General features: G+C 69.9%; 3 protein-coding genes. 2 read left to right on the forward strand and 1 reads right to left on the reverse strand.

Annotation, left to right across the window (positions count from 1 at the left end):
* Window positions 1–139 precede the first annotated feature (139 nt).
* Together NA8_RS03575 and NA8_RS03580 are read left to right on the forward strand one after the other, a co-directional pair.
* Window positions 140–24,634 (forward strand): non-ribosomal peptide synthetase, encoded by a 24,495-nt coding sequence (locus tag NA8_RS03575; protein WP_157106507.1) that lies wholly within the window; start codon window positions 140–142, stop codon window positions 24,632–24,634.
* Complete coding sequence (locus NA8_RS03580; protein WP_063048906.1) at window positions 24,628–24,831, forward strand: hypothetical protein; 204 nt, start codon at window positions 24,628–24,630, stop codon at window positions 24,829–24,831. The genes NA8_RS03575 and NA8_RS03580 overlap by 7 nt, the downstream gene beginning before the upstream one ends.
* Window positions 24,832–25,051: 220 nt before the next feature.
* On the opposite strand, the gene NA8_RS03585 is transcribed toward NA8_RS03580, so the two are convergent.
* Window positions 25,052–26,189 (reverse strand): acyl-CoA dehydrogenase family protein (locus tag NA8_RS03585; protein WP_169810453.1); only part of this gene is annotated, 1,138 nt, incomplete at its 5' end.

Consider the following 26,189-nt stretch of genomic DNA (forward strand, 5'->3'; position numbering starts at 1 on the left):
TTCATGCCGGACACCGGCGGATCGAGCTACCCGCGAAACCTGAACGGCGCGGCGCGGAGCAGGGGTGGCGCCGCTGCGAAGTAGATGAAGTGCATACAAGAGCCAGATCTCGGATGCGGTGGGCCGACGTCCTTCCGTCGTGCCTTCGCGCGTCCGGGTATTAATAAGGGGTCATGCGATGAATCTGAAGTCAGACGGAACTGCCGACGGCGATCAGGGGCTGATTCCGCTCTCGAGTGCGCAGTACGGTATGTGGCTCGCGGACCATATGCCCGGTGGACCGGCTGTCAACATCGCACACTGCGTCGAGATCAAGGGCCCGGTGGACTACGAAGTGTTCACGCGGGCGGTGAACGACGGCGGGCACGAAACCGAGTCCCTTGTGGTGCGTGTGGTCGAATCCGACGGTCGGCCGTATCAATTCGTCGACCGAAGCATCATCTACGACGCGCCGGTGCTGGACTTCAGCGATGCGGAGGATCCCGTCGCGGCGGCGATGGAATGGATGCGCCGCGACTACAACACCAAGGCGGTCGACCTCAGCCGTGACCGGCTCACCGAGACGCGGCTCATCCGGGTCGGTGCAGACCACTACTTCTGGTACGGCCGCGCGCACCATCTGGTGATCGACGGGTACGGCGCCTTCAACAGCTTGACCCGGATGGCCGAGCACTACAACGCGCTGCTGGAGGGCAGGGCTCCGACGCGACTGGACGCGGCGAGCCTGCGCGACATCGTCGAAGCGGAGCACGCCTATCGCACCAGTTCACGCTACGAGGCGGACAAGACATTCTGGCTGAACAAGGTTTCCGACCTGCCCACGCCGGTCAGCTTGTCCGGCCGCACGGCCCGTTTCGGCAAGGTCGACCGCGTGGCCGGTTTGCAGTTGCCCGCCCACCTGTCCGACCGGCTCGACCGCTTCGCCGACGAGGTGAACGCGTCGGCCGCGCAGGTGGTGATCGCCGCGTTCGCCGCCTTCCTCGCCAGGATGACCGGCACCGAGGACGTCGCGCTGTCTCTGCCCGTGACCGCCCGTGTGACCAAGCGCCTGCGCAACGCCGCCGCGATGCTGGCGAACATGGTGCCGATTCGTTTCGCCGTGCACCACTCGACCACGGTCGAGGAACTGGTCCGCGCCTCGGTGTCCGAGCTCGTCTCGGCGATGCGCCACCAGCTGTACCGGTTCGAGGATCTGCGCCGCGACTCGGCCGCGATCGACTCGGCCGCGAATTCGTTCGGCCCGATCGTGAACATCCTGTTCTTCGACTCCGAGATTCGGCTCGGCTCGGCCGTGGGCCGCTATCGCGCACTGACCTCCGGCGCGCTCGACGATCTGCAGCTCAACCTGTACCGCTCGGGCGCGGACGCCCCGCTGCTCATCGAGCTGCACGGCAACCCGAACCTCTATGGGCAGGACGAACTCGAGTCGCACGCCGACCGGTTCCTCGATTTCCTGCACCGGATGATGGACTCGCCCCTGGACACCCGCATCGGCGACCTCCAGCTCGTCGGACCCGCCGAAGAACTGCGCATCGTCGAGGAGCTCGCGGGCCACGACGGTGAATCCCCCTCCGCCACCTTGGTGGAACTGCTGACCTCACAGGCGGAGGCCACGCCGGCGGCGGTGGCGGTGACCTCGGAGGCCACCACGCTCACCTACCGCGAACTCGACGAACGATCCAATCGGTTCGCCCGCGGGCTCATCGCACTCGGCGCGGGGCCGGAATCGTTGGTGGCCATCGCGATGCCACGGGATGCGGATCTGATCGTCGCCGTGCTCGGGGTGCTGAAGTCGGGCGCCGGGTACCTCCCGCTGGACACAGCCCATCCGGCCGACCGGCTCGAATACGTGCTGGGCGACGCGAACCCGATCGCGGTGGTGACGAAGCGAAGCATGCGCGAGCACGTACCGGGCGATCCCGGCCGCGTCGTGCTGTTCGACGACCTTCTCGCCGGGGAGCGGGCCGCGGACCCGATCACCGATTCCGATCGGAATGGCTTGCTGCGCCCCGACCACCTCGCGTACGTCATCTACACGTCCGGATCGACCGGCCGGCCGAAGGGCGTCTCGATCACCCACCGCGCCGTGTCCACCTATCTGGTGAACTCGTGCGCCGAAATCGGCATCCGGTCCGACGATGTCTGGACGTTGTTCCACTCCTTCGCCTTCGACTACTCGGTCTGGGAGATCTTCGGTGCGCTGAGCACCGGCGGCCGGATCGTCGTCGTGGACAGCCTCACCACCCGATCGCCGGACGACGTGGTGCGTCTCGCGGCGCGCGAACGGGTCACGGTCTTCAGCCAGACGCCGTCGGCGTTCTACCAGTTCGCGGCCGCACGACAGCGCTACGCGCACGCCGGGGAGCCCGAAGGTGCGCTGTCGCTGCGGCTGGTCGTCCTCTCGGGTGAAGCTCTCGATCCCGCCGCGCTGGCCGACTGGTACGAGCACAACCCGAATCTTCCGGTCCTGGCCAACAGCTATGGAATCACCGAAACCACCGTGTTCGTCACCTACACCGACCTCACGCCGGACATCGCCGTTCCGGGAGCGCCGAGCACGGTCGGCCCGGCGTTGCCGGGCTTGCGAACATATGTCCTTGACGAGCGCTTGCGTCCGTGCCCGCTGGGCGCCTGGGGCGAGATCTACGTCGCGGGCGCCCAACTCGCTCGCGGCTACCTGCGGCGACCGGCGCTGAGCGCGGGACGTTTCGTCGCGAATCCGTTCGGGCTGCCGGGGGAGCGCCTCTACCGCAGCGGGGACGTGGCGCGCTGGAATCACAAGGGCGAGCTGGAATACCGCGGCCGCGCCGACCAGCAGGTGCAGTTGCGCGGGTTCCGGATCGAGCTGGACGAGATCCGCAACGCGCTGCTGAGCCATGACAGCGTCGCCACAGCCGTCGTCGTCGTGCATCTGGCCGGCACGGAGGCCGCCCGGCTGGTCGGCTACGTCGTGCCCGCCGTCGGCGCGAGCTGCGAGCCGGACGCCCTGCGTACGCACGTCGCCGGAATGCTGCCGGAATACATGGTGCCGTCGAGCGTCGTCGTGCTCGAGGCGGTGCCCCTGACGGTGAACGGCAAGGTGGACTACCGGGCGCTGCCCGAGCCGGTCTTCGATTCGGCCGCCGCCTACGTCGCGCCACGCACGGTGGTCGAGGAGTCGATCGCGGACGTGTTCGCGGAGGTTCTCGGCACCGACCGGGTGGGCGTGTTCGACAGCTTCTTCGAACTCGGCGGCAACTCGATCACCGCGACCAGCGCGGCCGTGCGCATCGCGGAGGTGACCCGGTGCGACGTGTCGGTCCGCGACCTGTTCGTCAAGCAGACCGTCGCCGAACTCGCCGCGCACCTCGAGGACGGTGGCCGCTCCGGCAGGCCCGTGCTGCGCGCGGCAGCCAGGCCCGAGCCCATTCCGCTGGCGCCGGCGCAGAACAGGATGTGGCTGGTCAACCAGACCGACCCGGCCTCGGCCGCCTACAACATCCCGCTGATCGTGCAACTGACCGGACGTCTCGACACCGCGGCGCTGCGCGTCGCGCTGACCGACGTGATCGATCGGCACGAATCGCTGCGCACCGTCTACCCCGCCGTGAACGGCGAGGGGACCCAGGTCGTGCTGCCCGCCGAAGAGGTCGCCGCCGGTCTCGACCTGACCCCGCAGCCGACCGATCCGGACGACATCGCGCACCGGATCCGCGAGCTGGCATCGGTCGGGACCGATCTGCGCGAACGTGCCCCGATCCAGGTGGCGCTGCTGGCCACGACCGACCGCTCGCGACATGTGCTGGCTGTGATCCTGCACCACATCTGCTGTGACGGATCCTCGCTGCGGCCGCTCGCGGTCGATGTCGCCGTCGCCTACGAGGCGAGGGTGCAGGGGAAGCGTCCGGACTGGGAGCCGTTGAGCGTCCAATACGCCGACTACAGCGTCTGGCATCACAGCCTGCTCGGCGATCCGGACGATCCGGAGTCGCGAGCCGCCCAGCAGCTGCGGTATTGGTCGCAGCGATTGGCGGGCATGCCGCCGGTCCTGGAGCTGCCCGCCGACCGTCCGCGCCCGGCCCGCCAATCCATGCGCGGCGACGTCGCGGACACCGTGATCCCCGCCGAGACCTTCGCCGGAATCGAGCGGCTGGCCCGCGCGGCCAACGTCACGACGTTCATGGTGGTCCACGCCGCGCTGGCCGTGCTGCTGGCGCGGATGTCGGGTTCGGCGGACATCACCATCGGCACGCCGGTCGCCGGCCGCGGCGAGCGTGCGCTCGAGCCCCTCATCGGCATGTTCGTCAACACCGTGCCGCTGCGCACCGAGGTGTCCTTCGAGGAGTCGTTCACCGAGTTCCTGGCGCGGGTCAAGGACATCGACGTCGATGCCTTCGCCAACAGCGACCTGCCCTACGAGCGTGTCGTGGACGAACTGCATCCGAAGCGGTCCATGGCGTACGCGCCGCTGTGCCAGGTGTATCTTGCGTTCGAGAACATGGACCGGGCGAGCCTGGAGCTGTCCGAACTCACCGTCGAGCTGCTGGATCCAGGTGCCGAACCGGCGAAGGTGGACGTCATCGTCACCGTCGCCGAGAACACCGCGGCGGGCGGCGATGTCGCGCTGCGCATCAACTACGCCACGGACCTCTTCGACCGGGAGACCGTCGAAGAACTCGCCGAGCGGCTGAACCGGATGCTCGACGCGTTCGTGTCGAATCCCCGGGCCCGGGTCGGCGAAGTGGATCTGTTGTCCGGTGTCGAGCGGCTGGGGTTGGTCCCGGCCTCCGGCGGTCGCGCCGAGAAGCCCCGGGTGCTGGCGGATGTGCTGCTGGTCGGCGATCGCACCGCGCCGGCCGTGGTGGCGGGCGCTCGGGTGCTCTCCTACGGGGAGCTGGACGAGTGGTCGAATCGTCTCGCGCGAGTGCTGATCGACTGGGGCGTCGGGCCGGGGGACCAGGTCGCGCTGGCGATGGGGCGGTCGGTGGAGTTCGTGGTCGCTGTGTGGGCGGTGGCGCGTGCCGGTGCCGCGTTCGTCCCGGTGGACCCGCGCTACCCCGGCGAGCGGGTGGCGCACATGGTCGCGGACTCGAATGTGGAGGTCGCGCTCACCGTCGAGGCCTCGAGCACCCTGCTTCCCGGGCATGTCCGGCAACTGATCCTCGACCATCCGGGCACCCAGGCGTTCGTCGCCACGCAGTCCGCGGCCGCGGTGACCGACGCGGACCGCGTGCGCGCCTGCCGGGTGGCCGACGCGGCCTACGTGGTGTACACCTCGGGCTCGACCGGCAAGCCGAAGGGCGTGGCGGTCACGCACGAGGGCTTGGCGAATTTCGCGATCGAGCAGCGTGAGCGCTATCGCGTCGATCGCAGGTCACGTGTGTTGCAGGTGGCCGCGCCTGGCTTCGACGCGGTGATGCTGGAGCTGCTGATGGCGCACGCGAACGGCGCGCTGCTGGTCGTGTCGCCGCCTGAGGTGTTCGCCGGGGCGCAGCTGGCGGAATTGATACGCGCCCAGGAGGTCTCGCACGCGTTCGTGACGCCCAGTGTGCTGGCGACGATGTCGCCCGCCGGTCTCGATTCGCTGCAGGTGCTGGTGGCGGGCGGGGAAGCGGTGTCGGCCGAGACGGTCGCGGTGTGGGCTCCGGGGCGACGGCTGCACAACGGGTATGGGCCCACCGAGACCACCATCATGGTCGCGATCAGCGATCCGCTGTGCGTCGGCGACCCGGTCACCATCGGTGGCCCGATCCGCGGCGTCGACGCGGTGGTGCTGGACGAACGGCTGCGACCCGTCCCGGTCGGGGTGACCGGTCAGCTGTACGTCTCGGGCGTGCAGCTGTCGCGCGGGTACCTCAACCGGCCCGCGTCCACGGCCGCAACGTTCGTGGCCAACCCGTACGGCCCCGCGGGCACCCGCATGTACGGCACCGGCGACCTGGCGCGCTGGACCGCCGATCACACTCTGGAATACCTGGGGCGCACCGACTTCCAGGTGAAGATCCGCGGCCAGCGCATCGAACTCGGCGAGATCGAAGCCGTCCTCGCCGGGCATCCGAGCGTCGCGGCAGCGGTCGTGGTGGGCGTGCACGCCGAGAGCGGATCACGGCTGGCGGCGTACGTGGTGCCCGCCGGCGGCGCCGTCGAGACCGCGGAGTTGACGAAGTACGCGGCACAACGCCTGCCGTCGCACATGGTTCCGGACACCGTCATGGTGCTCGACACCCTCCCGCTGTCGTCGGTGGGCAAGGTCGACCGCGCCGCGCTGCCGGAACCGGAATTCGCGCCCGCCGTGGAGTTCGTCGCGCCGCGCAACGCGACCGAGCAGATCGTCGCCGACATCTGCGCGGGCGTGCTGGGCATCGACCGCGTCGGCGTGCTCGACAGCTTCTTCGATCTCGGCGGCAACTCGCTGTCGGCCACCCGCGCGGCGGCGCAACTCAGCGGCGCGTTCGGTGTCGAGGTGCCCCTGCGCGCCATCTTCGAGACGCCGACCATCGGTGCGCTGGCCGAGCGCCTGCGCAGTGCCGACGCGGCGACCCGGGTGCCGCTGGCGCCGCAGGAGCGCCCGGAGCGGATCCCGCTGTCGCCCGCTCAGGCCCGCATGTGGTTCCTCAACCAGTTCGACACGAGCTCGCCGGTCTACAACATTCCGCTGGTCGTGCGGATGTCGGGTGACCTCGACGTGGCCGCGATGCACGCGGCCGTCGCGGACGTGCTGGAACGGCACGAGGCGCTGCGCACCGTCTACCCGGACAGCGACAGCGGGCCGCATCAGGTGATCGTCCCGGTGGAAACGGCGCTGCCCCCGCTGGCGCCGGTACCGGTCGCGGCCGACGAGGTCGAGGCGCGCGTCGCCACCGAGGTCACGGTGGGCTTCGACGTCACCATCGAGGTTCCGTTCCGGGTCGCGTTGCTGCGCAGCGCTCCCGGCGACCATGCTTTGGTGCTCGTCGTCCATCACATCAGCTTCGACGGGTCCTCGCTCGCGCCGCTGGCCGCCGACCTGATGACCGCGTACCGGGCTCGGGTCCGCCGCCAGGCGCCGCAATGGGCGCCGTTGCCGGTGCAGTACGCCGATTACGCGCTGTGGCAACGGAAGATGCTGGGCACCGAGGACGATCCGCACAGCCCGACCGTCGCCCAGACACGGTACTGGCTCGCGGCCCTCGCCGACCTGCCCGAGGTGCTGGATCTGCCCACCGACCGTCCGCGGCCGGCGAAGCAGTCGTTCCGCGGCGCGACCGTCTCGGCCGTCCTGCCCGCGGATCTGCACCGTGCGGTGGTCGCCTTGGCCCGCCGTCACGACGCGACGGTCTTCATGGTGATGCACGCGGCCTACGCGGCGCTGCTGGCGCGGCTGTCCGGTACCGGGGACATCGCGGTCGGCACACCGATCGCCGGTCGTGGCGAGCCGGGGTTGGACGGTTTGGTCGGCATGTTCGTCAACACGCTGGTGTTGCGGAACTACATCGCGCCCGGCGCGTCCTTCGTCCGGATCCTGGATCAGGTCAGAGCCACCGACCTGGCCGCGTTCGAGAACGCCGACATCCCGTTCGAGCGTCTGGTCGAGGTGCTCAATCCGCCGCGCTCGACGGCACACGCGCCGCTGACCCAGGTGGGATTCTCGTTCCAGAACATCGAGATCCCCACGGTGCGGTTCGAGGGCTTGACGGTCTCGGCGCAGATGGCCGATCCGAGCGTGGCGAAGTACGACTTGCACCTGAACCTGGTCGACGCCTTGGAGCCGGATGGCGAACCGGGTGACATGGCAGTCGAATTCGGCTATGCGACAGATCTTTTCGACGAGGCGACGGTCGCGGCGATGTTCGACCGCTACCTGCTGTTGCTGCGCGCGATCGTCCTCGATCCCACCCGCGCCATCGGCGACATCGATCTGCTGACCGAGCAGGAGGCACGGCGGATCGCGCTGCGGTCGAGCGGTGCGGACACGCGGGCGCCGGCGGTGACGGTCGCGGACTTGTTCGCCGTGCAAGTCGCACTGACTCCGGAATACCCGGCGGTGATCGACGCCGTGAGCGGGGCGCGGATGGACTACCAGCAATTCGGTGCGCGGGTGAATTCCCTGGCCCGTGCGCTGATCCGGCGCGGAGCCGGCCCGGAAACCGTGGTGGCGGTGGCGATGCGCCGCTCGGTGGATCTGCTGGCCACGCTGTACGCCATCCATGCGGCGGGGGCGGCCTATTTGCCGCTGGATCCGGACCACCCGGCCGACCGGGTGCTTGCCGTCCTCTCCGACGCGCGGCCGGTCGCGGTGCTCACCCGTCCGGACGACCGGGCGAATCTGCCCACCGGCGTGCCGGTCTGGGCGCTCGGCGACCTCGAGGCCGAGCACCTGGACGGATCGGCGCTGACCGATGCCGACCGGACGCGGCCGCTGCGCCCGGAGGATCTGGCGTACGTCATCTACACCTCCGGTTCGACGGGTGTGCCCAAGGGCGTGGCCGTCCCGCACGCCGCGGTGGTGAACCAGTTGCGCTGGATGCGTGAGCACTACCGTCTCGGCGGCGACGACGTCATGCTGCTGCGCACACCCGTGACGTTCGACCTGTCGGTCTGGGAGTTGTTCTCCGCCCTCACCTGTGGCGCGGCGCTGGTGGTCGCAGGTCCCGACGCGCAGAGCGATCCGCGTGAGGTTGCTCGGTTGCTGGCCGAGTACCGAGTGACCACGGTGGATTTCGTGCCATCGTTGCTCTCGGCGTTCCTCGAGGTTGCTGCCTCCCGGCAGTTCCCGGCCCTGCGGCGTGTGTTGTGCATCGGGGAGGCGCTGCCGGCCGAAACGGTCCGCCGTTTCCGGGAATTCAGCGATGCCCGCATCGACAACCTGTACGGTCCGACGGAGGCGGCGGTGAGCGTCACCGCGCATCGGATCGACGCGGTCGAGGGCGTGGCCGTACCGATCGGCGTGCCCGAGGCGAATGTGACCGTGCACGTGCTGGATTCGCGGTTGCATCCGGTGCCGGTGGGCGTCACCGGTGAGCTGTACCTCGGCGGCGTCCAGCTGGCTCGCGGATACCACGACCGTCCGGGCCTGACCGCGGCGACGTTCGTCGCCGATCCCTTCGGCGGCGCGGACGGTGCGCGCCTCTACCGCACCGGCGACCTCGTTCGCTGGGAGGAGGCCGGCGAGCTGCGCTACGTCGGCCGCGCCGACACCCAGGTGAAGGTGCGCGGTCTGCGCATCGAACTCGGCGACATCGAAGCCGCGCTGATCGCGCACGAGCAGGTGCACGCGGCCGTCGCACAGGTACGCGCCGACGGCGGCGAGCAGCGGCTGGTCGTCTACGTGGTCGCGGACGCGGCGCTGGACGTACGGCAGATCCGGGGCTTCCTGCTGGATCGGCTGCCTGCCTACATGGTGCCGTCGTCGGTGACCCTGGTCGACTCGATTCCGCTCAACGCCAACGGCAAGGTGGACTACCGGGCGTTGCCCGAGCCGGACCCGGGTGTTCAGGAGTCGGAGTTCCGTGCCCCCCGGGGTCTGGTGGAACAGGCGATCGCCGCGGTCTTCGCGGAACTGTTCGACCGGCCCGAGATCGGCGCGGACGACAATTTCTTCGAGCTGGGCGGCAACTCGCTGGTCGCGACGCGCGCGCTGAGCAGGATCGGCGACGTCGTGGACGTGACCATTCCGGTGCGCGCGATCTTCGAGGCCCCGACCGTGGCCGGTCTGGCCGAGCGGATCACCCGGTTGCGCGCGGTCCCGAGTCTTCCGGCGCCGACCGCGGCCCCGCGGCCGGACCGTATCCCGCTGTCGCACGCGCAGACCCGGATGTGGTTCCTCAATCAGTTCGATCCGTCCGCCCCCGGATACATTGTGCCGCTGGCGATTCGATTGGAGGGCGAACTCGATCCGGCGGCCCTGACGGCCGCTGTCGGCGATGTCGTCGAGCGGCACGAGAGCCTGCGCACCATGTACCCGGCGGTCGACGGTACGCCCACCCAGGTCGTGCTGAACGCCGAGGACGTGCTGGCGACGTGCGACCTCACCCCGCAGGCGGTCGGGGAGCGGGAACTGCCGCACCGGCTGGCCGAGTTCTGCGGCGCCGGATTCGACGTCGCCGTGGGCGTGCCGCTGCGCGTGGCGCTGTACCAGCTGTCGGATCAAGCGTGGACGCTCGCGCTGGCCGCCCACCACATCGCCTGCGACGGCTTCTCGGTGGCTCCGCTGGCCGCCGACCTGGTGACCGCGTATCGAGCGCGCTCCGGTGGCGCCGCGCCGGACTGGGCGCCGCTGCCCGTGCAATTCGCCGACTACGCCCTGTGGCAGCGTGCGGTCCTCGGCTCCGCGGACGACCCGGACTCGTACGTGGCCCGTGACATCGCCTACTGGCGAACACAACTCGCGGGTGTGCCCGATCTGCTCGAGTTGCCGACCGACCGGCCGAGGCCGCTCGAACAGTCCCAGCGCGGCGCGGTGATCCAAGTCCCCATCACCGGGGAACTGCAAGGTCGGGTGGAAGCGCTCGCGCGGCGATCCGGGGCCACCACGTTCATGGTGGTGCACGCGGCCCTGGCGGTGCTGCTGTCGCGGCTGTCCGGCAGCGACGACGTCACCGTCGGCGTGCCGCACGCGGGACGCGGCGACCGTTCGTTGGACGGCCTGGTCGGAATGTTCGTCAATACCTTGGTGATGCGGACGCCGATCACGCTCGACCAGAGCTTCTCGAGCCTGCTCGACCAGGTACGGCGCACCGACATCGAGGCGTTCGACCACGCCACCGTGCCGTTCGAGCAACTGGTGGACGCGCTGAACCCGGTGCGCTCGACCGCGCACACGCCGCTGTTCCAGGTGCTGTTGGCCTATCAGAACATGGCGCGGGCTCGCGTCGAGCTGCCGGGGCTCACCGTGGAGAACGTGGACCCCGGCGACAGCGCGGCGATCTACGACCTGCTGCTGATGGTGAGCGAGAGCCACGGCACGCACAACGAGCCGACGGGTATGACGCTGCGCCTGACCTACGCCACGGACCTCTTCGACGAGGACACCGTGCGGCGCTTCGCCGACCGATTCGTCGGGGTGCTCGACGCCGCGGCCCGCGACGCCGAGGCCACCGTCGGCGAGATCGGGTTGCTCGACGAGGCTGAGCGGTCCCGGGTACTGGAACGGTGGAACGACACGGGGGGCTCTGCCGCACCCGGCCGCACGCTCGTCGATGTCTTCGACGAACAGATCGCGCGCACCCCGGACAACACGGCGTTGCGACTTCCGGATGGAAGCACCTCGACCTACCGGGAGTTCGACGCACGGGTCAATCAGCTGGCCCGATGGCTCATCGCACGCGGCGCAGGGCCGGAAACGATCGTGGCGGTGGCCATCCGCCGGTCGGCCGAACTGGTCACGGCTGTCTACGCGGTGGTGAAGGCGGGCGCGGCGTTCCTGCCGATCGACCCTGATCACCCGAGCGCACGGATCGCGCACGTGCTGGGCGCGGCCCGTCCACTGCTGGTGCTGACGACCGCGGCCGATGGCGGCGATCTGCCGGAGGGTTTCGAGTACGCGCCGATCGACCGGCTCGACGTGACCGATCTGTCCGGCGACCGCATCACCGACGCGCAGCGGCGCACACCGCTGCGGCCGAACCATCTGGCCTATGTGCTGTTCACCTCCGGGTCCACCGGCGTCCCGAAGGGCGTGGCCTTGACCCATGCCGCCACCGTGAGCCAGTTGGCGTGGGCGCAACGGCAGTGGCCGCACGGAACGTCCGACGCCGTGCTGTACAAGACGCCGATCACGTTCGACATCGCCGTGTGGGAGCTGTTCTGGCCGTTGCAGACCGGTGCGCACATCGTCGTCGCCGAGCCGGACGGACATCGCGACCCCGCGTACCTGGCGGACGTCATCGCGCGGCACGAGATCACCACCGTTCACTTCGTGCCGTCGATGCTCGATGTCCTGCTCGAATCCGCGGGCGTCGCCGAGCTGCCTTCGGTCCGCCGGGTGTTCGTCGCGGGTGAGGCGCTGGCGCAACGCACGGTCGACGCCGCGGCGCGTGTCTTCACGCAGGCGGAGGTGGTGAACTGGTACGGGCCCGCGGAGGCGGAGGTGGTCACCGCCCAGCGGTGCGCGCAGCGGGAGACGACTGCCGCGACGGTGCCGATCGGAGCGCCTGCCGCGGGCATGAAGGTCTACGTCCTGGATTCACGGTTGCGGCCGGTGCCCGCCGGCGTGGTCGGTGAGCTGTACGTCGCGGGCGTCCAGTTGGCGCGCGGCTACCACGCGCGTGCCGGACTCACCTGCGCCGCCTTCGTCGCGAACCCGTTCGGCGCGGCGGGGGAGCGGCTGTACCGGACCGGCGACCTGGTTCGCTGGCGCAAGACCGGGGAGTTGGAGTATCTGGGCCGCGGTGACTTCCAGGTGAAGGTGCGCGGTCAGCGGGTGGAGCCCGGTGACATCGAAGCCGCGCTGCGCGCGATTCCGCAGGTGGCGCGCGCGGTGGCCATCGTGACCACCGAACGCATCGTCGGATACGTGACATCGGCTCCCGGCGCGGTGACCGACGGCCGCGCGATCCGCGAACAGCTGACCCGCGCACTGCCGTCCTACTTGGTGCCGGACAGTGTGCAGGTGCTGGAGGCGATGCCGCTCACCGCCAACGGCAAGCTCGACCGGTCGGCGCTGCCCCGGCCGGTGTTCGACGACGGCGAAACCTTCGTCTCGCCGCGCACCGACGCCGAGGCGGCGCTGGCGCGCTTGGTCACCGAACTCACCGGAGCCGACCGCGTGAGCGTGACGGCGAACTTCTTCGAGATCGGCGTCAACTCGCTGTCTGCCGCCCAGCTCGCGGCGCGGGCCCAGGCCGCAGTCGGTGTCGACGTCGGCATCCGGGACGTGTTCGACGCACCGACGATAGCCGCTCTGGCGGAACGGATTTCGATGCGGACCCGGTCCACCGTTGCTCCGCTGACCGCGCGGCAACGTCTCGGTGCGGTCCCGTTGGCGGCGGCGCAACGGCGGATCTGGTTCCTCAACCAGTTCGACACCGCCTCGGCGGCCTACAACATCTGCTTCGCGGCCCGGCTGACCGGCTCGCTGGACACCGATGCGCTGCGGGCCGCATTCCTCGACGTGGTGACCAGGCACGAGCCGTTGCGGACGGTGTATCCGCTCGTGGACGGCGAACCCTGCCAGGTCGTGCGGGATGTCACGGCGATCGGCGCGGACGTGACGTTCGCACCGGAGCCGGTCGACGGCGAGACGGAACTGGCCGACCGGATCCGGGAAGCCGTCGAAGTGGGATTCGACATCACGGACTCGGCGCCGGTGCGGGCGCGGCTGTATCGCACCGCCCCCGACGCGCACGTGCTGGTGGTCGTGGTCCATCACATCGCGGCCGACGGCGCGTCGATGGCTCCGCTGGCCCGCGACGTGTTCGCCGCCTACCGGGCGCGGGTGAGCGGCCACGCGCCGCGATGGGAACCGCTGGAGGTGCAGTACGCCGACTACGCGATGTGGCAGCAGGAGTTGCTCGGTTCGGAGGACGACCCGTCGTCGCTGATCGCGCGCCAGATCGACTACTGGACCGACGCTCTCGACGGTTCCCCGGAGCTGCTGGCCCTGCCGACGGACCGGCCGCGCCCGGCCACCATCTCCACCGCCGGCGGTACCATCCGGTTCGAGATGCCCGCGCGGCTGCACGACGAGATCGTGCGGCTGGCCCACCGCGAGGGCGTCACCGTGTTCGTCGTCCTGCACGCGGCGCTGGCGATCCTGCTGGCGCGCAGCGCGCACAGCGACGACATCTCGGTCGGCACCCCGGTCGCCGGTCGCGGCAGGCCGGAACTCGACGATCTGGTCGGCATGTTCGTGAACACGGTGGTGCTGCGCACGAGGGTCGATGACGACCGGTCGTTCCGGGAACTCCTCGCCGAGGTGCGCGACGTGGACCTGGGAGCGCTCGCCCACGCCGACCTGCCCTACGAACGGCTGGTCGACGTGATCGGCCGTCCGCGTTCCACGGCGTATTCGCCGCTGTTCCAAGTGATGTTCGGGTTGCAGAACACCCGGGCGGCCCGGTTCGAACTGCCCGGCATCGGTGTCGAGGTTCTCGACCCCGGTATCGCGCAGGCCAAGGCCGACCTCACCGTGCTGGTGACCGAACGCCGCGAGGGCGATCGGCCCGCCGGGATCGACGGTGAGATCATCTACGCCACCGATCTTTTCGTCGAGTCGACAGCGCATTCGCTGGCCGAGAGGTTCGTCCGGGTCCTCGAGGCGGTCACTTCCGAGCCGGCGCGGCCGATCGGCCGGATAGGTCTGCTGGGCGCCGCCGACACCGAACGCCTGGTGCCTGCGCGCGGCGGCGACGACACGCGGCCTTGCTTGCTGCCGGACCTGCTGGCCACGGCCGTTGCCACGGCGCCGTCGGCGGTGGCCCTGATCGGGGACACCGGAACCCTCACCTACGCCGAACTCGACCGCAGGGCCAACCGGCTCGCCCGCCATCTGATCAGCCGAGGCGCGGGGCCGGGAGTGTTCGTGGCGCTGGCGGTGCCCCGATCGATCGACTATCACGTCGCCATGTGGGCGATCGCGAAGACCGGTGCCACTTTCGTTCCGGTGGATCTGCGCTACCCCGTCGAGCGGATCGCGCACATGGTGGGTGATTCCGGTGTAGCCATCGGCATCACGCTCGCGGCCGCGCGCGCGTCGCTGCCGGACGGCGTGCGCTGGTCGACGCTCGACGATTCCCGCACGGCCGACGAGATCGCCGCCCAGTCCGACCGGTCGGTGACCGACGTGGATCGCGGACGTGCTCTGCGGACCGAGGATGCCGCCTACCTGATCTACACGTCCGGTTCGACCGGAACGCCGAAGGGTGTGATGGTCACGCATGCGGGGTTGGCGAACTTCGCGGCCGAGCAGCGTGATCGCTATCGGGTCGACGGGTCCTCCCGCGTTCTGCAGGTAGCGGCGCCCGCCTTCGACGCGGTGCTGCTGGAAGCGTTGATGGCGCACGCGGCATGCGCGACGTTGGTCGTCTCGCCGCCGGAGGTGTTCGGCGGCCCGGATCTGGCCGAGTTGATCCGCACGCATCGGGTGACGCACGCCTTCCTGACGCCGAGCGTGCTGGCGACCATGTCACCCGCCGGTCTCGAGTCGGTGCGGATGCTCGCGGTCGGCGGGGAGATGGTGCCCGCGGAGTTGATCGCCACCTGGGCGCCCGGACGGCGGTTGCACAACATCTACGGCCCCACCGAGACCACGATCGTGATCACGATGAGCGATCCGGTGCGGCCCGGCGATCCGATCGCGATCGGCGGCCCGATCCGGGGCGCGGAGGCACTGGTGCTGGACGCGCGATTGCGCCCGGTGCCGGTCGGGGTCGCGGGGGAGCTGTACCTTGCGGGGGCGCAGCTGGCGCGCGGCTACCTCGACCGGCGCGCCGTGACGGCCGGCGCGTTCGTCGCGAATCCCTACAGCGGGCCGGGCGCGCGGATGTACCGCACCGGCGACATCGTCCGCTGGACGGCGCAGTGCACCCTGGAGTACGTCGGCCGCAGCGATTTCCAGATCAAGATCCGTGGCCAGCGCATCGAACTCGGTGAGATCGACGCCGCGCTGCTCACGCATCCCGAGGTGGCCGCGGCGGTCACGGTCAGCCGTACGGGGCCGAGCGGACAGCCGCTGCTGGCCGCGTACATCGTGACCGAGGCCGCGCGGGTCCTCGACCCGGACACCGTGCTCGATCACGTCGCGTCGGTATTGCCCGCGCACATGGTGCCGTCGGTGGTCACCGTGCTCGACCGCATGCCGATCACCTCGACGGGCAAGGTGGACCGGAAAGCTCTGCCGGAACCGGTTTTCCGAGCTGCCGGGGACGACGCGGCAGAGGCGACGACGGAGGTGGAGCGCACCGTCGCGGCCGCGTTCGCGGACGTTCTCGGGATCGAGTCGGTCGGCGTCACCACCTCGTTCTTCACCCTGGGCGGTGATTCCATCCTGTCGATCCAGCTGGCTTCGCGGTTGAAGTCGGCGGGTGTCATCGTGACGGCGCGCGACATCTTCGAGCACAAGACCGTCCGGGGGCTGGCGCGGGTCGCCGCGGCCGCCGAACGGGTCTCGCTCGCGGAGTTGCCGGGCGGCGGCGTGGGCGAGGTCCCGTTCACGCCGGTGGTCTCCTGGTTCACCGAACGCCTCGGCGCCGCCCCGCGGTTCGCTCAGTCGATGCTGGTGCGCTTGCCGCGCGACGCGCGAGTCGACGACGTGACCGCGACGGTACGAGCAGTGCTCGAACAGCACGACATGCTGCGCGCGCGGCTGCGCGAACAGTGCCTGGAGGTGCCGCCGCCGAGCGCTGCGGACGCGGCGAGCGCGGTGTTCACGCGCACCTTCCGCGCCGAGGAGCCGCCGGGCAGCGAAGGTTTCACCGCGGTGGTGGAAGCGGCGCTGGGAGAGGCGTCCGACCGTCTCGACCCGGCGGCGGGCCGGATGGTGCAGGTGGTGTGCCTGCTGCCCGAACCCGGTGTCGACGCCGAAGCGCGCGCCCTCGTCGTCGTCCATCACCTGGCGGTCGACGGTGTGTCGTGGCGGATCCTGATTCCCGACTTCGCGACCGCCTGGCAGCAGGTCACGCAGGGACGCGCGGTGGAATTGCCCGCACAGGGCACCTCCATGCGCCGGTGGGCGCACGCGGTGGCCGACGCCGCAGCGGCCCGCGCCGAGGAGCTCGAGCTGTGGCGCCGGATGGGCGCGGCCCCCGATCCGCTGCTCGGCAGCGCGGTGCTCGATCCCGCCCTCGACACCCACTCGACCGTGCGGCATCTGACGGTGTCCCTCCCGGCGGAGGTGACCGCGGCGTTGCTCGACGCGGTACCCAGGGCCGCGCACGGCAGCGTCGACGACGCGTTGCTGGCCGGTCTGGCGATGGCGACGACACGCTGGCGGCACCGACGCGGTATCGCGCACGCGGGTGTGAAAGTTCTGCTGGAAGGGCACGGCCGTGCGGAGCAGATCGCCGAGGGCGCGGATGTCTCCCGCACGGTCGGGTGGTTCACCAACACCTACCCGGTGGCGCTCGACCTGAGCGGCGTCGAACCGGACGATCCGCGCGCCGCGGTGAAGTCCGTGAAAGACCAGTTGCGCCGAATCCCGGACAAGGGCATCGGCTACGGTCTGCTGCGCTACCTGCACGCGGGCACGTCCGACCTGCTCGCGGCACTGCCGGAGCCGCAGATCAGCTTCAACAACCTCGGACGGGTCGGCGTCGATCTGACGACGCTGTCGGACCTCGCGTGGATTCCGACCGACGAGCCGTTCGACCGGCGGGGCGCCTTCGATCCGGACATGCCCGCGGCCGCGGCAATCACGATCGATGTGAACATCGTGGACACCGAGGCGGGACCTCGACTGTCGGCGCATATCGGCTACGCGTCCCGGCTGCTCGAGGACGCCGACGTGGCCGAACTCGTCGACGCGTGGGTAGACGCGGTGACCGGGATCGCCCTGGCGGCCCGCGCCGACGAGGACTGGGGCTTCTCACCCGCCGACGTTCCGCTCGTCGCGGTCACGCAGTCGGACCTGGACACCTTCGCCGGGCGCTACGGATCCCTCGGCGATGTCTGGTCGCTGGCTCCGCTGCAGGCGGGCCTGCTGTTCCACGCCGAACTCGCCGCCGGCGATCTCGACGTCTATACGGCCCAATCGACACTGGCCCTCGCCGGCGTGATCGACGAGGATCGGCTCGAGCGGTCCGCGGCGGCCTTGCTGGAGCGTCATCCCAACCTGCGCGCCGCCTTCGTCCGAACGGCCGACGGCGTTCCGGCGCAGGTGATTCCGGCGGCCGCGGCGGTGCGCTGGCGACGGGTGGATCTGCGCGACGGCACGACCACACCGGAGGAATTGATCGAGGCCGAGCGTGCGGTCCCGTTCGATCCCGCTGATCCTCCGCTGCTGCGGTTCCTGCTCATCGCCGTGGCGCCGCAGGACTTCCGGCTCGTGCTGACGGCACACCACCTGCTGCTGGACGGTTGGTCGTTGCCGTTGCTGTGGCGCGAGCTGATCGGCCTCTACGCGGTGAGCGCGCGCGCCGAACTGTTGCCCGCCGCGGCCTCGTACCGCAGCTACCTGGAATGGCTGGATCGGCGCGAACCATCCGCCGGTGTCGAGGTGTGGCGCGAAGCCCTCGGTGAGTTCACCGAACCCACGGTGGTCGCCGATGCGCGCACGCACACGACGGTCGGCATCCCGGTCGACCTGGCGGTCGTCCTGGATCACGCCGCCACCACCGAGCTGGTGGAATTCGCCCGGACGCGGGCGGTGACCATGGCGACGATCGTGCAGTTCGCCTGGGCGGTGGTCCTGGGCAACCTGCTCGGCGTCGAGCGCGTGGTGTTCGGCAGCACGGTCTCCGGACGTCCCGCCGACCTCCCCGGCGTGGAATCGATGATCGGTTTGTTCATCAACACGATTCCGGTGCCCGTGCACGTCCCGCGGGCTTCGACCATCGAGGACGCGTTGCGGCGGCTGCAGGCCGACAACACCCGCCTGCTCGATCATCACGACATCGAGCTGTCCCGGATCCTGTCGGCCGCCGGCGCTGCCCAGCTGTTCGACACCCTGGTCGTCTTCGAGTCGTACCCGGTCGACAGCAGCGGCCTGGGCGACGCGGACATCGACGGCATGCGGGTGGTCGCGGCGGACGGCAGCGATGCCGCGCACTACCCGATCACCGTGCAGGCCCACCAGACCGACCGGCTGCACATCATGATCCGCTACCAGCAGGCACGCGTGGACGACCGGACGGCCGCGGGTCTGGCCGCCCGCCTGGAGACCGTGCTGCGCGCCATCACGAGCGATCCGCGGGCGCGGCTGGACGGGCTCGACCTGTTGTCCGCGGCCGAGCGCCGTGATCTGGTGCCCGCCAGCGGCGGCCGCGCCGAATCGCCCCGAGTGCTGGCGGAGTTGCTGTCCGCCGGTGTGGCGGTGGAACCGGCCGCGACGGCGGTGGTCTCGAACGAGGGCACGATGTCCTATGCCGAGCTGGACGCCTGGTCGAACCGTGTCGCGCGCGAGCTGATCGACTGGGGTGTCGGCCCGGGTGACCAGGTGGCGTTGGCGATGGCGCGCTCGGTGGATTTCGTGGCAGGCATGTGGGCGGTCGCCAAGACCGGGGCCGCGTTCCTGCCCGTGGATCCACGGAATCCGGCAGAACGCGTGGCGCACATGGTCGCCGACTCGCGGGTGCGGGTCGCGCTCACGGTGGTTGCGTCGCGAGGGTTGGTACCCGACCCGGTCCGGCGGCTTGTGCTCGACGATCCCGAAACCCGGAAGGCGATCGAGGCGCGGTCCTCGGCCGGGGTGACCGACCGGGACAGGGTGCGCAAGCCGCGTCATCGCGACACGGCCTACGTGCTGTACACCTCGGGCTCGACCGGCACACCGAAGGGCGTCGCCGTCACCCACGAGGGACTGGCCAATTTCGCCGCCGTGCAACGTGATCAATTCGGCGTGGACAACCGGTCGCGGGTACTGAACGCGTCCGCTCCCGGTTTCGACGTGGTGGTCCTCGAGCTGCTGCTGGCCCATGCCAACGGCGCGGTGCTCGTGGTGCCGCCGCCGGACGTTTTCGGCGGCCCGGAACTGGCCGAATTCATTCGTGCGCAACGTGTCTCGCACTCGTTCATGACGCCGAGCGTGCTGTCGACGATGGACCCGAAGGGGCTGGATTCCCTCCGAGTGCTGATGGCGGGCGGTGAGGCGGTGACACCGGAGATCGTCACGCAGTGGTCGCCGGGACGGCGACTGCTGAACGGCTACGGACCGACCGAGGCGACAATCCTGGCCGGCATCAGTGATCCGCTGTATCCCGGCGAGACCGTCACGATCGGAGGCCCGATCCGCGGCGTCGAGGCCGTCGTGCTGGACGCGTGGCTGCGACCGGTGCCGGTCGGCGTGGTCGGTGAGTTGTATCTCGCCGGAGTGCAACTGGCCCGCGAATACGTGAACCGGCCGGTGGCGACGTCGGGCGCGTTCGTGGCGAATCCGTTCGGCGCGCCGGGATCACGCATGTACCGCACCGGCGACCTGGCTCGCTGGACCCCGGAACACACCGTGGAATACCTCGGCCGCGGCGACTTCCAGGTCAAGATCCGCGGTCAACGCATCGAGCTCGGTGAGATCGAAGCGGTTCTCGCCGGACAACCCGGTGTGGAACACGCGGTGGTCGTGCTGCGCAAAGACGAGCGCGGCGTCGGCAGGCTCGTCGGCTACCTGGTCGGCTCCGAGGACCTGGATCCGGAGGATGTCCGGGCCGCCGCGCGGCTGCGGCTGCCCGCGCACATGGTGCCCGATCTGTGCATGGTGCTCGCCGAATTCCCGCTCACCCGAACCGGGAAACTCGATCGCCTGGCGCTTCCCGCACCGGAGTTCTCGGCGCGGGCCTGGACCGCTCCGCGTACGGAAACCGAACGGCATGTCGCGGAGGTCTTCGGCAACGTCCTGGGCATCGACCGGGTCGGAGCCACCGACAGCTTCTTCGACCTCGGCGGCAACTCGCTGTCGGCGACGCGGGTGACCGCCCAGTTGGGTACCGCACTCGGAGTGAGCGTCGGCGTGCGCGACCTGTTCGAAGCGCCGACGGTCGCCGAACTCGCCGCCCGCCTGGACAACTCCGAGCGGACGGTCCGTGTACCGCTGGTAGCGCGCACCCGCCCGGCACTGGTGCCGTTGTCGCTGGCACAGCAGCGGATGTGGTTCCTCAACCAGCTCGACACCTCCGTCGGCGCCTACAACATCCCGCTGGCGATCCGGCTGACGGGCGAACTCGACATCGACGCGCTGCGCCGTGCGTGCGAGCTGGTCATCGATCGGCACGAGTCCCTGCGGACCAAGTTCCCGATGACCGACGGGACGCCACACCAGGTCGCGGTCCCCGCCCAGGAGGTCCCGGCCGGGCTGAGCGCCGTCCCGGTCGAGGCGGAGCGGCTGATGGAGCGGGTGCTCGCTACCGTTTCGGCGAGCTTCGACGTGACGCAGGCGCCGCCACTGCGCATGGAATTGCTCCGACTCGGCGAACACGAGCACGTCCTGGTGATCGCGGTGCACCACATCTGCGCCGACGGGCAGTCCATGCTGCCACTCGCGCGGGACGTGGCGCTGGCCTATCAGGCGAGCAAGCAAGGGACGGAACCGATCTGGCCGCCCCTCGCGGTCCAGTACGCGGACTACACGCTGTGGCAGCGCGACGTACTGGGTGACGAGCGCGATCCCGGCTCGATCATGTCCCGGCAGCTGCGCTTCTGGAAGGACACCCTCGGTGGGCTGCCCGAACTGCTCGAGCTGCCCACCGACCTGCCGCGCCCGCCGGTGGCGTCCATGCGCGGCCGGACAGTGGATTTCGAGATCTCCGCCTCGCTGCGGGAGCGCATCGGCGCGGTCGCGCGCACGGCGAACGCGACGGTCTTCATGGTGATGCACGCCGCGCTGACCGTCCTGCTGTCGCGGCTGGCCGGAGCCGGCGACGTCGCGGTGGGCACCCCGGTGGCCGGACGCGGGGAGCGCGAACTCGATGATCTGATCGGCATGTTCGTCAACACCCTCGTGCTCCGGTCGCGGGTGTCGTCGCACCAGTCGTTCGCCGATCTGCTCGCGGCGACCCGCGACACCGACCTGGCGGCGTTCGCGCACGCCGACGTGCCCTTCGAGCAAGTGGTGGAGGCGCTCAATCCACCCCGGTCCACCGCGCATTTGCCGCTGTACCAGGTGACGCTCGATGTCCAGAACCTGAGCAAGGCCGTGCTGGAGCTGCCCGGCCTCACCGTCGAACCGGTCGAGAACGGATTCGAACCGGCGCAGGCCGACCTGAATCTGAACCTGGTCGAACGCGCAGCCGACCACGGGCAGCCGGACGGCATGCGGGGACGCCTGACCTACGCCACCGATCTGTTCGGCGAGGAGACGATGACCCGGTTCGCGCAGGCCTACGTGCGGATCCTGGAGGAGGTGACCGCTGATCCCGCGATCGCGGTCGGAGACATCGACCTCGCGGGCCCGGCGCAGCGCCGCGAGCTGCTCGACGCGGCCGGTAGCGCCGGCGCCGCGGTGGCGGACACGACACTCACCGAGCTGTTCACCGCCCAGGCCGCCGCGCGACCGGACGCGATCGCGGTGACCGACGGGGCGTCGCAGCTGACCTACGCGGAGCTGGATCGGCGCGCCGCCGCGGTGGCCGCCCGGCTGGCCGAGCACGGAGTGGGTCCGGAATCGCTGGTGGCCGTGGCCTTGCCACGCACGGTCGACCTGGTGATCGGCCTGCTCGGCGTCCTGCGCTCCGGCGCGGGATATCTGCCGCTGGATGTGGCGTATCCGCCGGAGCGCCTGCGATTCATGCTCGACGACGCTCGTCCGGCTGCGGTTCTCACTTCGGCGGGCATGTCCGTGGCGGTGCCGGAGTGCGCCGCACCGGTACTGCTCGTAGAGGACTGCGCGGACGCTTCCGGTCCGGCGGTGGCATCGGGTGCGCGGCCGGGCAACGTCGCCTACGTGATCTACACGTCGGGATCGACGGGCCGCCCGAAGGGCGTGACGGTCAGCCATCGGGAAGCGGTCACCCTGTTCACCAACGCGGCCGAGCGATTCGACCTCGGGCCCGATGACGTGTGGACGATGTTCCATTCCTACGCCTTCGATTTCGCGGTGTGGGAGATCTGGGGCGCGCTGCTGTCCGGCGGCAAGGTGGTCGTGGTGGATTACGACACCTCCAGGTCGCCGGAGACGTTCGTGGAGGTCGTGGCCCGGGAGGGAGTGACAGTGCTGAGCCAAACCCCCTCGGCGTTCTACGGATTCGTCGAGGCCGAGCGCCGATATCGCGAATCGAATTGTCCCGCAGGGGATCTCGCTCTGCGGTATGTCGTCTTCGGTGGCGAGGCGCTGGACGCCGCCCGGCTGGACGATTGGTTCGCCGCGCATGCGCCGGGATCGCCGCGGCTGGTCAACATGTACGGCATCACCGAGACGACCGTGCACGTGACGTTCTCCGAGGTCACGCGGACGAGCGCGGCCGGAATCGGCGCCCCGCTCCCCGGGTTGCGGGTGTACGTCCTCGACGACCGGCTGCGTCCGGCGCCGATCGGCGTCGCCGGCGAGATCTACGTGGCCGGTGGCCAGCTCTCGCGAGGTTATCTGGGAGCAGCGGCGCTGACCGCGGGCCGATTCGTGGCCAACCCGTTCGGTCGGGACGGCGCCCGGCTCTACCGTTCCGGGGACGTGGGGAGGTGGCGGAAGTCCGCGAGCGGGCTGGAATTGGTCTACGCGGGCCGGGCCGACGCGCAGGTCCAGTTGCGCGGCTTCCGCATCGAACTCGGCGAGGTGGAAGCGGCGCTGCTGCGCCACCCGCTCGTCACCCAGGCCGCGGTCACGGTGCACCGGCACGATCGCGGCGTGGACCAGCTGATCGGCTACGTCGTTGGCGTGGACGGCGAGCGGATCGATCCGGCCGAGGTCCGGGAGACCGCCGCCCGGGTGCTGACCGGCTACATGGTGCCCGCGACGATCATGGTGTTGCCCGCGTTGCCCTTGACGGTCAACGGCAAGCTCGATCGAAAGGCGTTGCCCGCTCCCGAGTTCGAGGAATCGACGACCGCGTTCGTGGCGCCGCGGACCCACACGGAGAAAGTGATCGGCGAGGTCTACGCACAGGTCCTGGGTGTCCAGCGGGTCGGGGTCACCGATGGTTTCTTCGATCTCGGCGGCAACTCGCTGCTGGCGACGATGGTGGTGACCGAATTGCGCACCCGCGGCGTGACGATCCAGCTGCCGTGGATGTTCGACGACGCGACGCCGCGAGGATTGGCGGCCAGGGCCGACGGCACGGCAGGCGGCTCGGGCCTGCAAGTGTTGCTCCCGCTGCGCGCGCACGGCCGCAAGCCCGCGGTGTTCGCGGTACACCCCGCGGGCGGGCTGGCCTGGTTCTACGGCGGCGTGGTCGAACATCTGCACAAGGACCGGCCGGTCTATGGCTTGCAGGATCCGCACGTCGTAGCGGGCGAACGTTGTGCGCAGTCCGTCGATGAACTGGCGGAACGCTATGTGGCCGAGATACGCCGAGTGCAACCGAGCGGGCCGTATCACCTGCTCGGATGGTCACTGGGCGGCGCGATCGCGCATGCCGTCGCGGTCCGGCTCCAGCGCGCGGGTCAGCAGGTCGGCATGTTGGCCATGATGGACAGCGCCGTGGGCGACTCCGAGGCGCTGGCCGCGTCGATGAGCGCCACCGCGAACGAGCCCGCGCCGGGTGAGTTGATGGCCGATCTGCTCGGTGGCTGGCGTGAGTTGTTCGATCTCGGCGCCGAGGTGGCAGCGGACACCCATGAGCAGGCCTGGGCGGTGATCCGTGCGCAGGTGACCGCCACCGGGATGTTCACCGCCGAACAGGTCGACCGGGTGATGGAGAGTTTCCAGACCGCCACCGCGATCGCCCAGGAGTACCGGCCGGACGTCTTCGACGGCGACCTGGTCTTCTTCACCGCAGGCAAGGACCGCGCCGACCACGACGCCGCCGTGCGGACGTGGCGGCCGTTCGTCACCGGCGACCTGCGCAATACGGTCGTCGACGCACGACATCTCGAATTGACTCACCCGCCCGCCTTGGCCGTTATCGGCCCGATCCTCGAAAGGTTCTTGAACGAATGCTGAAGACTCTCGACGGCCTGCAGCAACTGCGGCTCGAGGACGGCAGGACGGTGGCCTGCGCCAGTCCGGCCGAGGCGCGGATGTTGTGGAGCGAGATGTCGACCGCCGGTTTCTATCGGCTGACCGCCGCGCTCCTGCGACCGGGGGACATCGTCCGGCAGGACCCGAGCCTGCGCGGAACGGAATTGCCCGAGATCTGAGCCATCCGGCCGGAGGACCGTCTGACGCGTTCCCCGACCGGCGCGCCGCGACCGTGCCACCGCATCGAAGATGTTCGACCCGGCACGGGAACAAGCCGGAACTTTCCGGACTGTTCCCGTGCCGGTCTGCTCTCCCGGCGCGGTCTTCCGGGACCGCACTCCGCTGCTGAGCCGTCGTTCCGGCGACGCGCCCCGGGCCCCTTCGCGGGTCCGGCCCGGGTCAGAACGCGGCTTCGTCGAGATCCATGACGCTGATGTCGACGTCGGAGATCACCGACCATTCCGCGCTCAAGTGCGGCAGGACCGTCTTGGCGAAGAACGACGCGACGGCGACTTTGCCTTCGTAGAAGGCGCGGTCCTGCTCGCCGGGGCCGGCGTCGAGTGCGGCCGAGGCGATCTCGGCGGCGACGATCAGCCGCCAGGCGACGAGGAGGTCACCGACGGAGAGCAGGAAGCGAACGGAGTTCAGCCCGATCTTGTACAACTCGGTGGGCTGTTGCTGGGCGGCGAGCAGGTGCTGGGTGAAGCGGCCCGCCATGTCCTGGACGTCTTCGAGCGCGGTGGCGAGCAGGATCTTCTCCGCCTTGAGCCGGCCGTTGCCGTCGGTGGATTGCGCCGTGTCGCGGATCTTGCCCGCGAGGTGGGCGAGTGCGACGCCGCGGTCGCGGGCGATCTTGCGGAAGAAGAAGTCCTGCGCCTGGATGGCGGTGGTGCCTTCGTAGAGCGAGTCGATCTTCGCGTCGCGGATGTACTGCTCGATCGGGTAGTCCTGGAGGAAGCCGGAACCACCGAGGGTCTGCAGCGATTCGGTCAGGTACTGGTAGGCCCGCTCCGAGCCGACGCCCTTGACGATCGGCAGCAGCAGGTCGTTGACCCGAGCGGCCAGATCGGCGTCGGCACCCGAGATGTGTTGCGCGACGACGTCGTTCTGATGGCCTGCGGTGTAGAGATAGATCGCGCGCAGCCCCTCGGCGTACGCCTTCTGCATCATCAGCGACCGGCGCACGTCGGGGTGCCGGGTGATGGTCACCTTCGGCGCGGCCTTGTCCGCCATCCGGGTCAGATCACTGCCTTGCACGCGTGTCTTCGCGTATTCGAGGGCGTTGAGGTAGCCGGTGGACAAGGTCGCGATGGCTTTGGTGCCCACCATCATCCGCGCTTCCTCGATGACTTGGAACATCTGCGCGATGCCGTTGTGTACCTCGCCGACCAGCCAGCCCTTGGCGGGGATGCCGTGGCCGCCGAAGGTGACCTCACAGGTGGCGGAGGCCTTCAGGCCCATCTTGTGCTCGACGTTGGTGACGAAGACGCCGTTGCGCTCGCCCAGCTCGCCGGTCTCGTGATCGAAGTGGAATTTC

It is taken from the genome of Nocardia arthritidis NBRC 100137 (assembly GCF_001612765.1).
Lineage (GTDB): Bacteria > Actinomycetota > Actinomycetes > Mycobacteriales > Mycobacteriaceae > Nocardia > Nocardia arthritidis.

Coding starts and splice junctions, on each gene's coding strand:
- NA8_RS03580 (WP_063048906.1), top strand. CDS start 24,628: ATGCTGAAGACTCTCGACGGCCTGCAGCAACTGCGGCTCGAGGACGGC.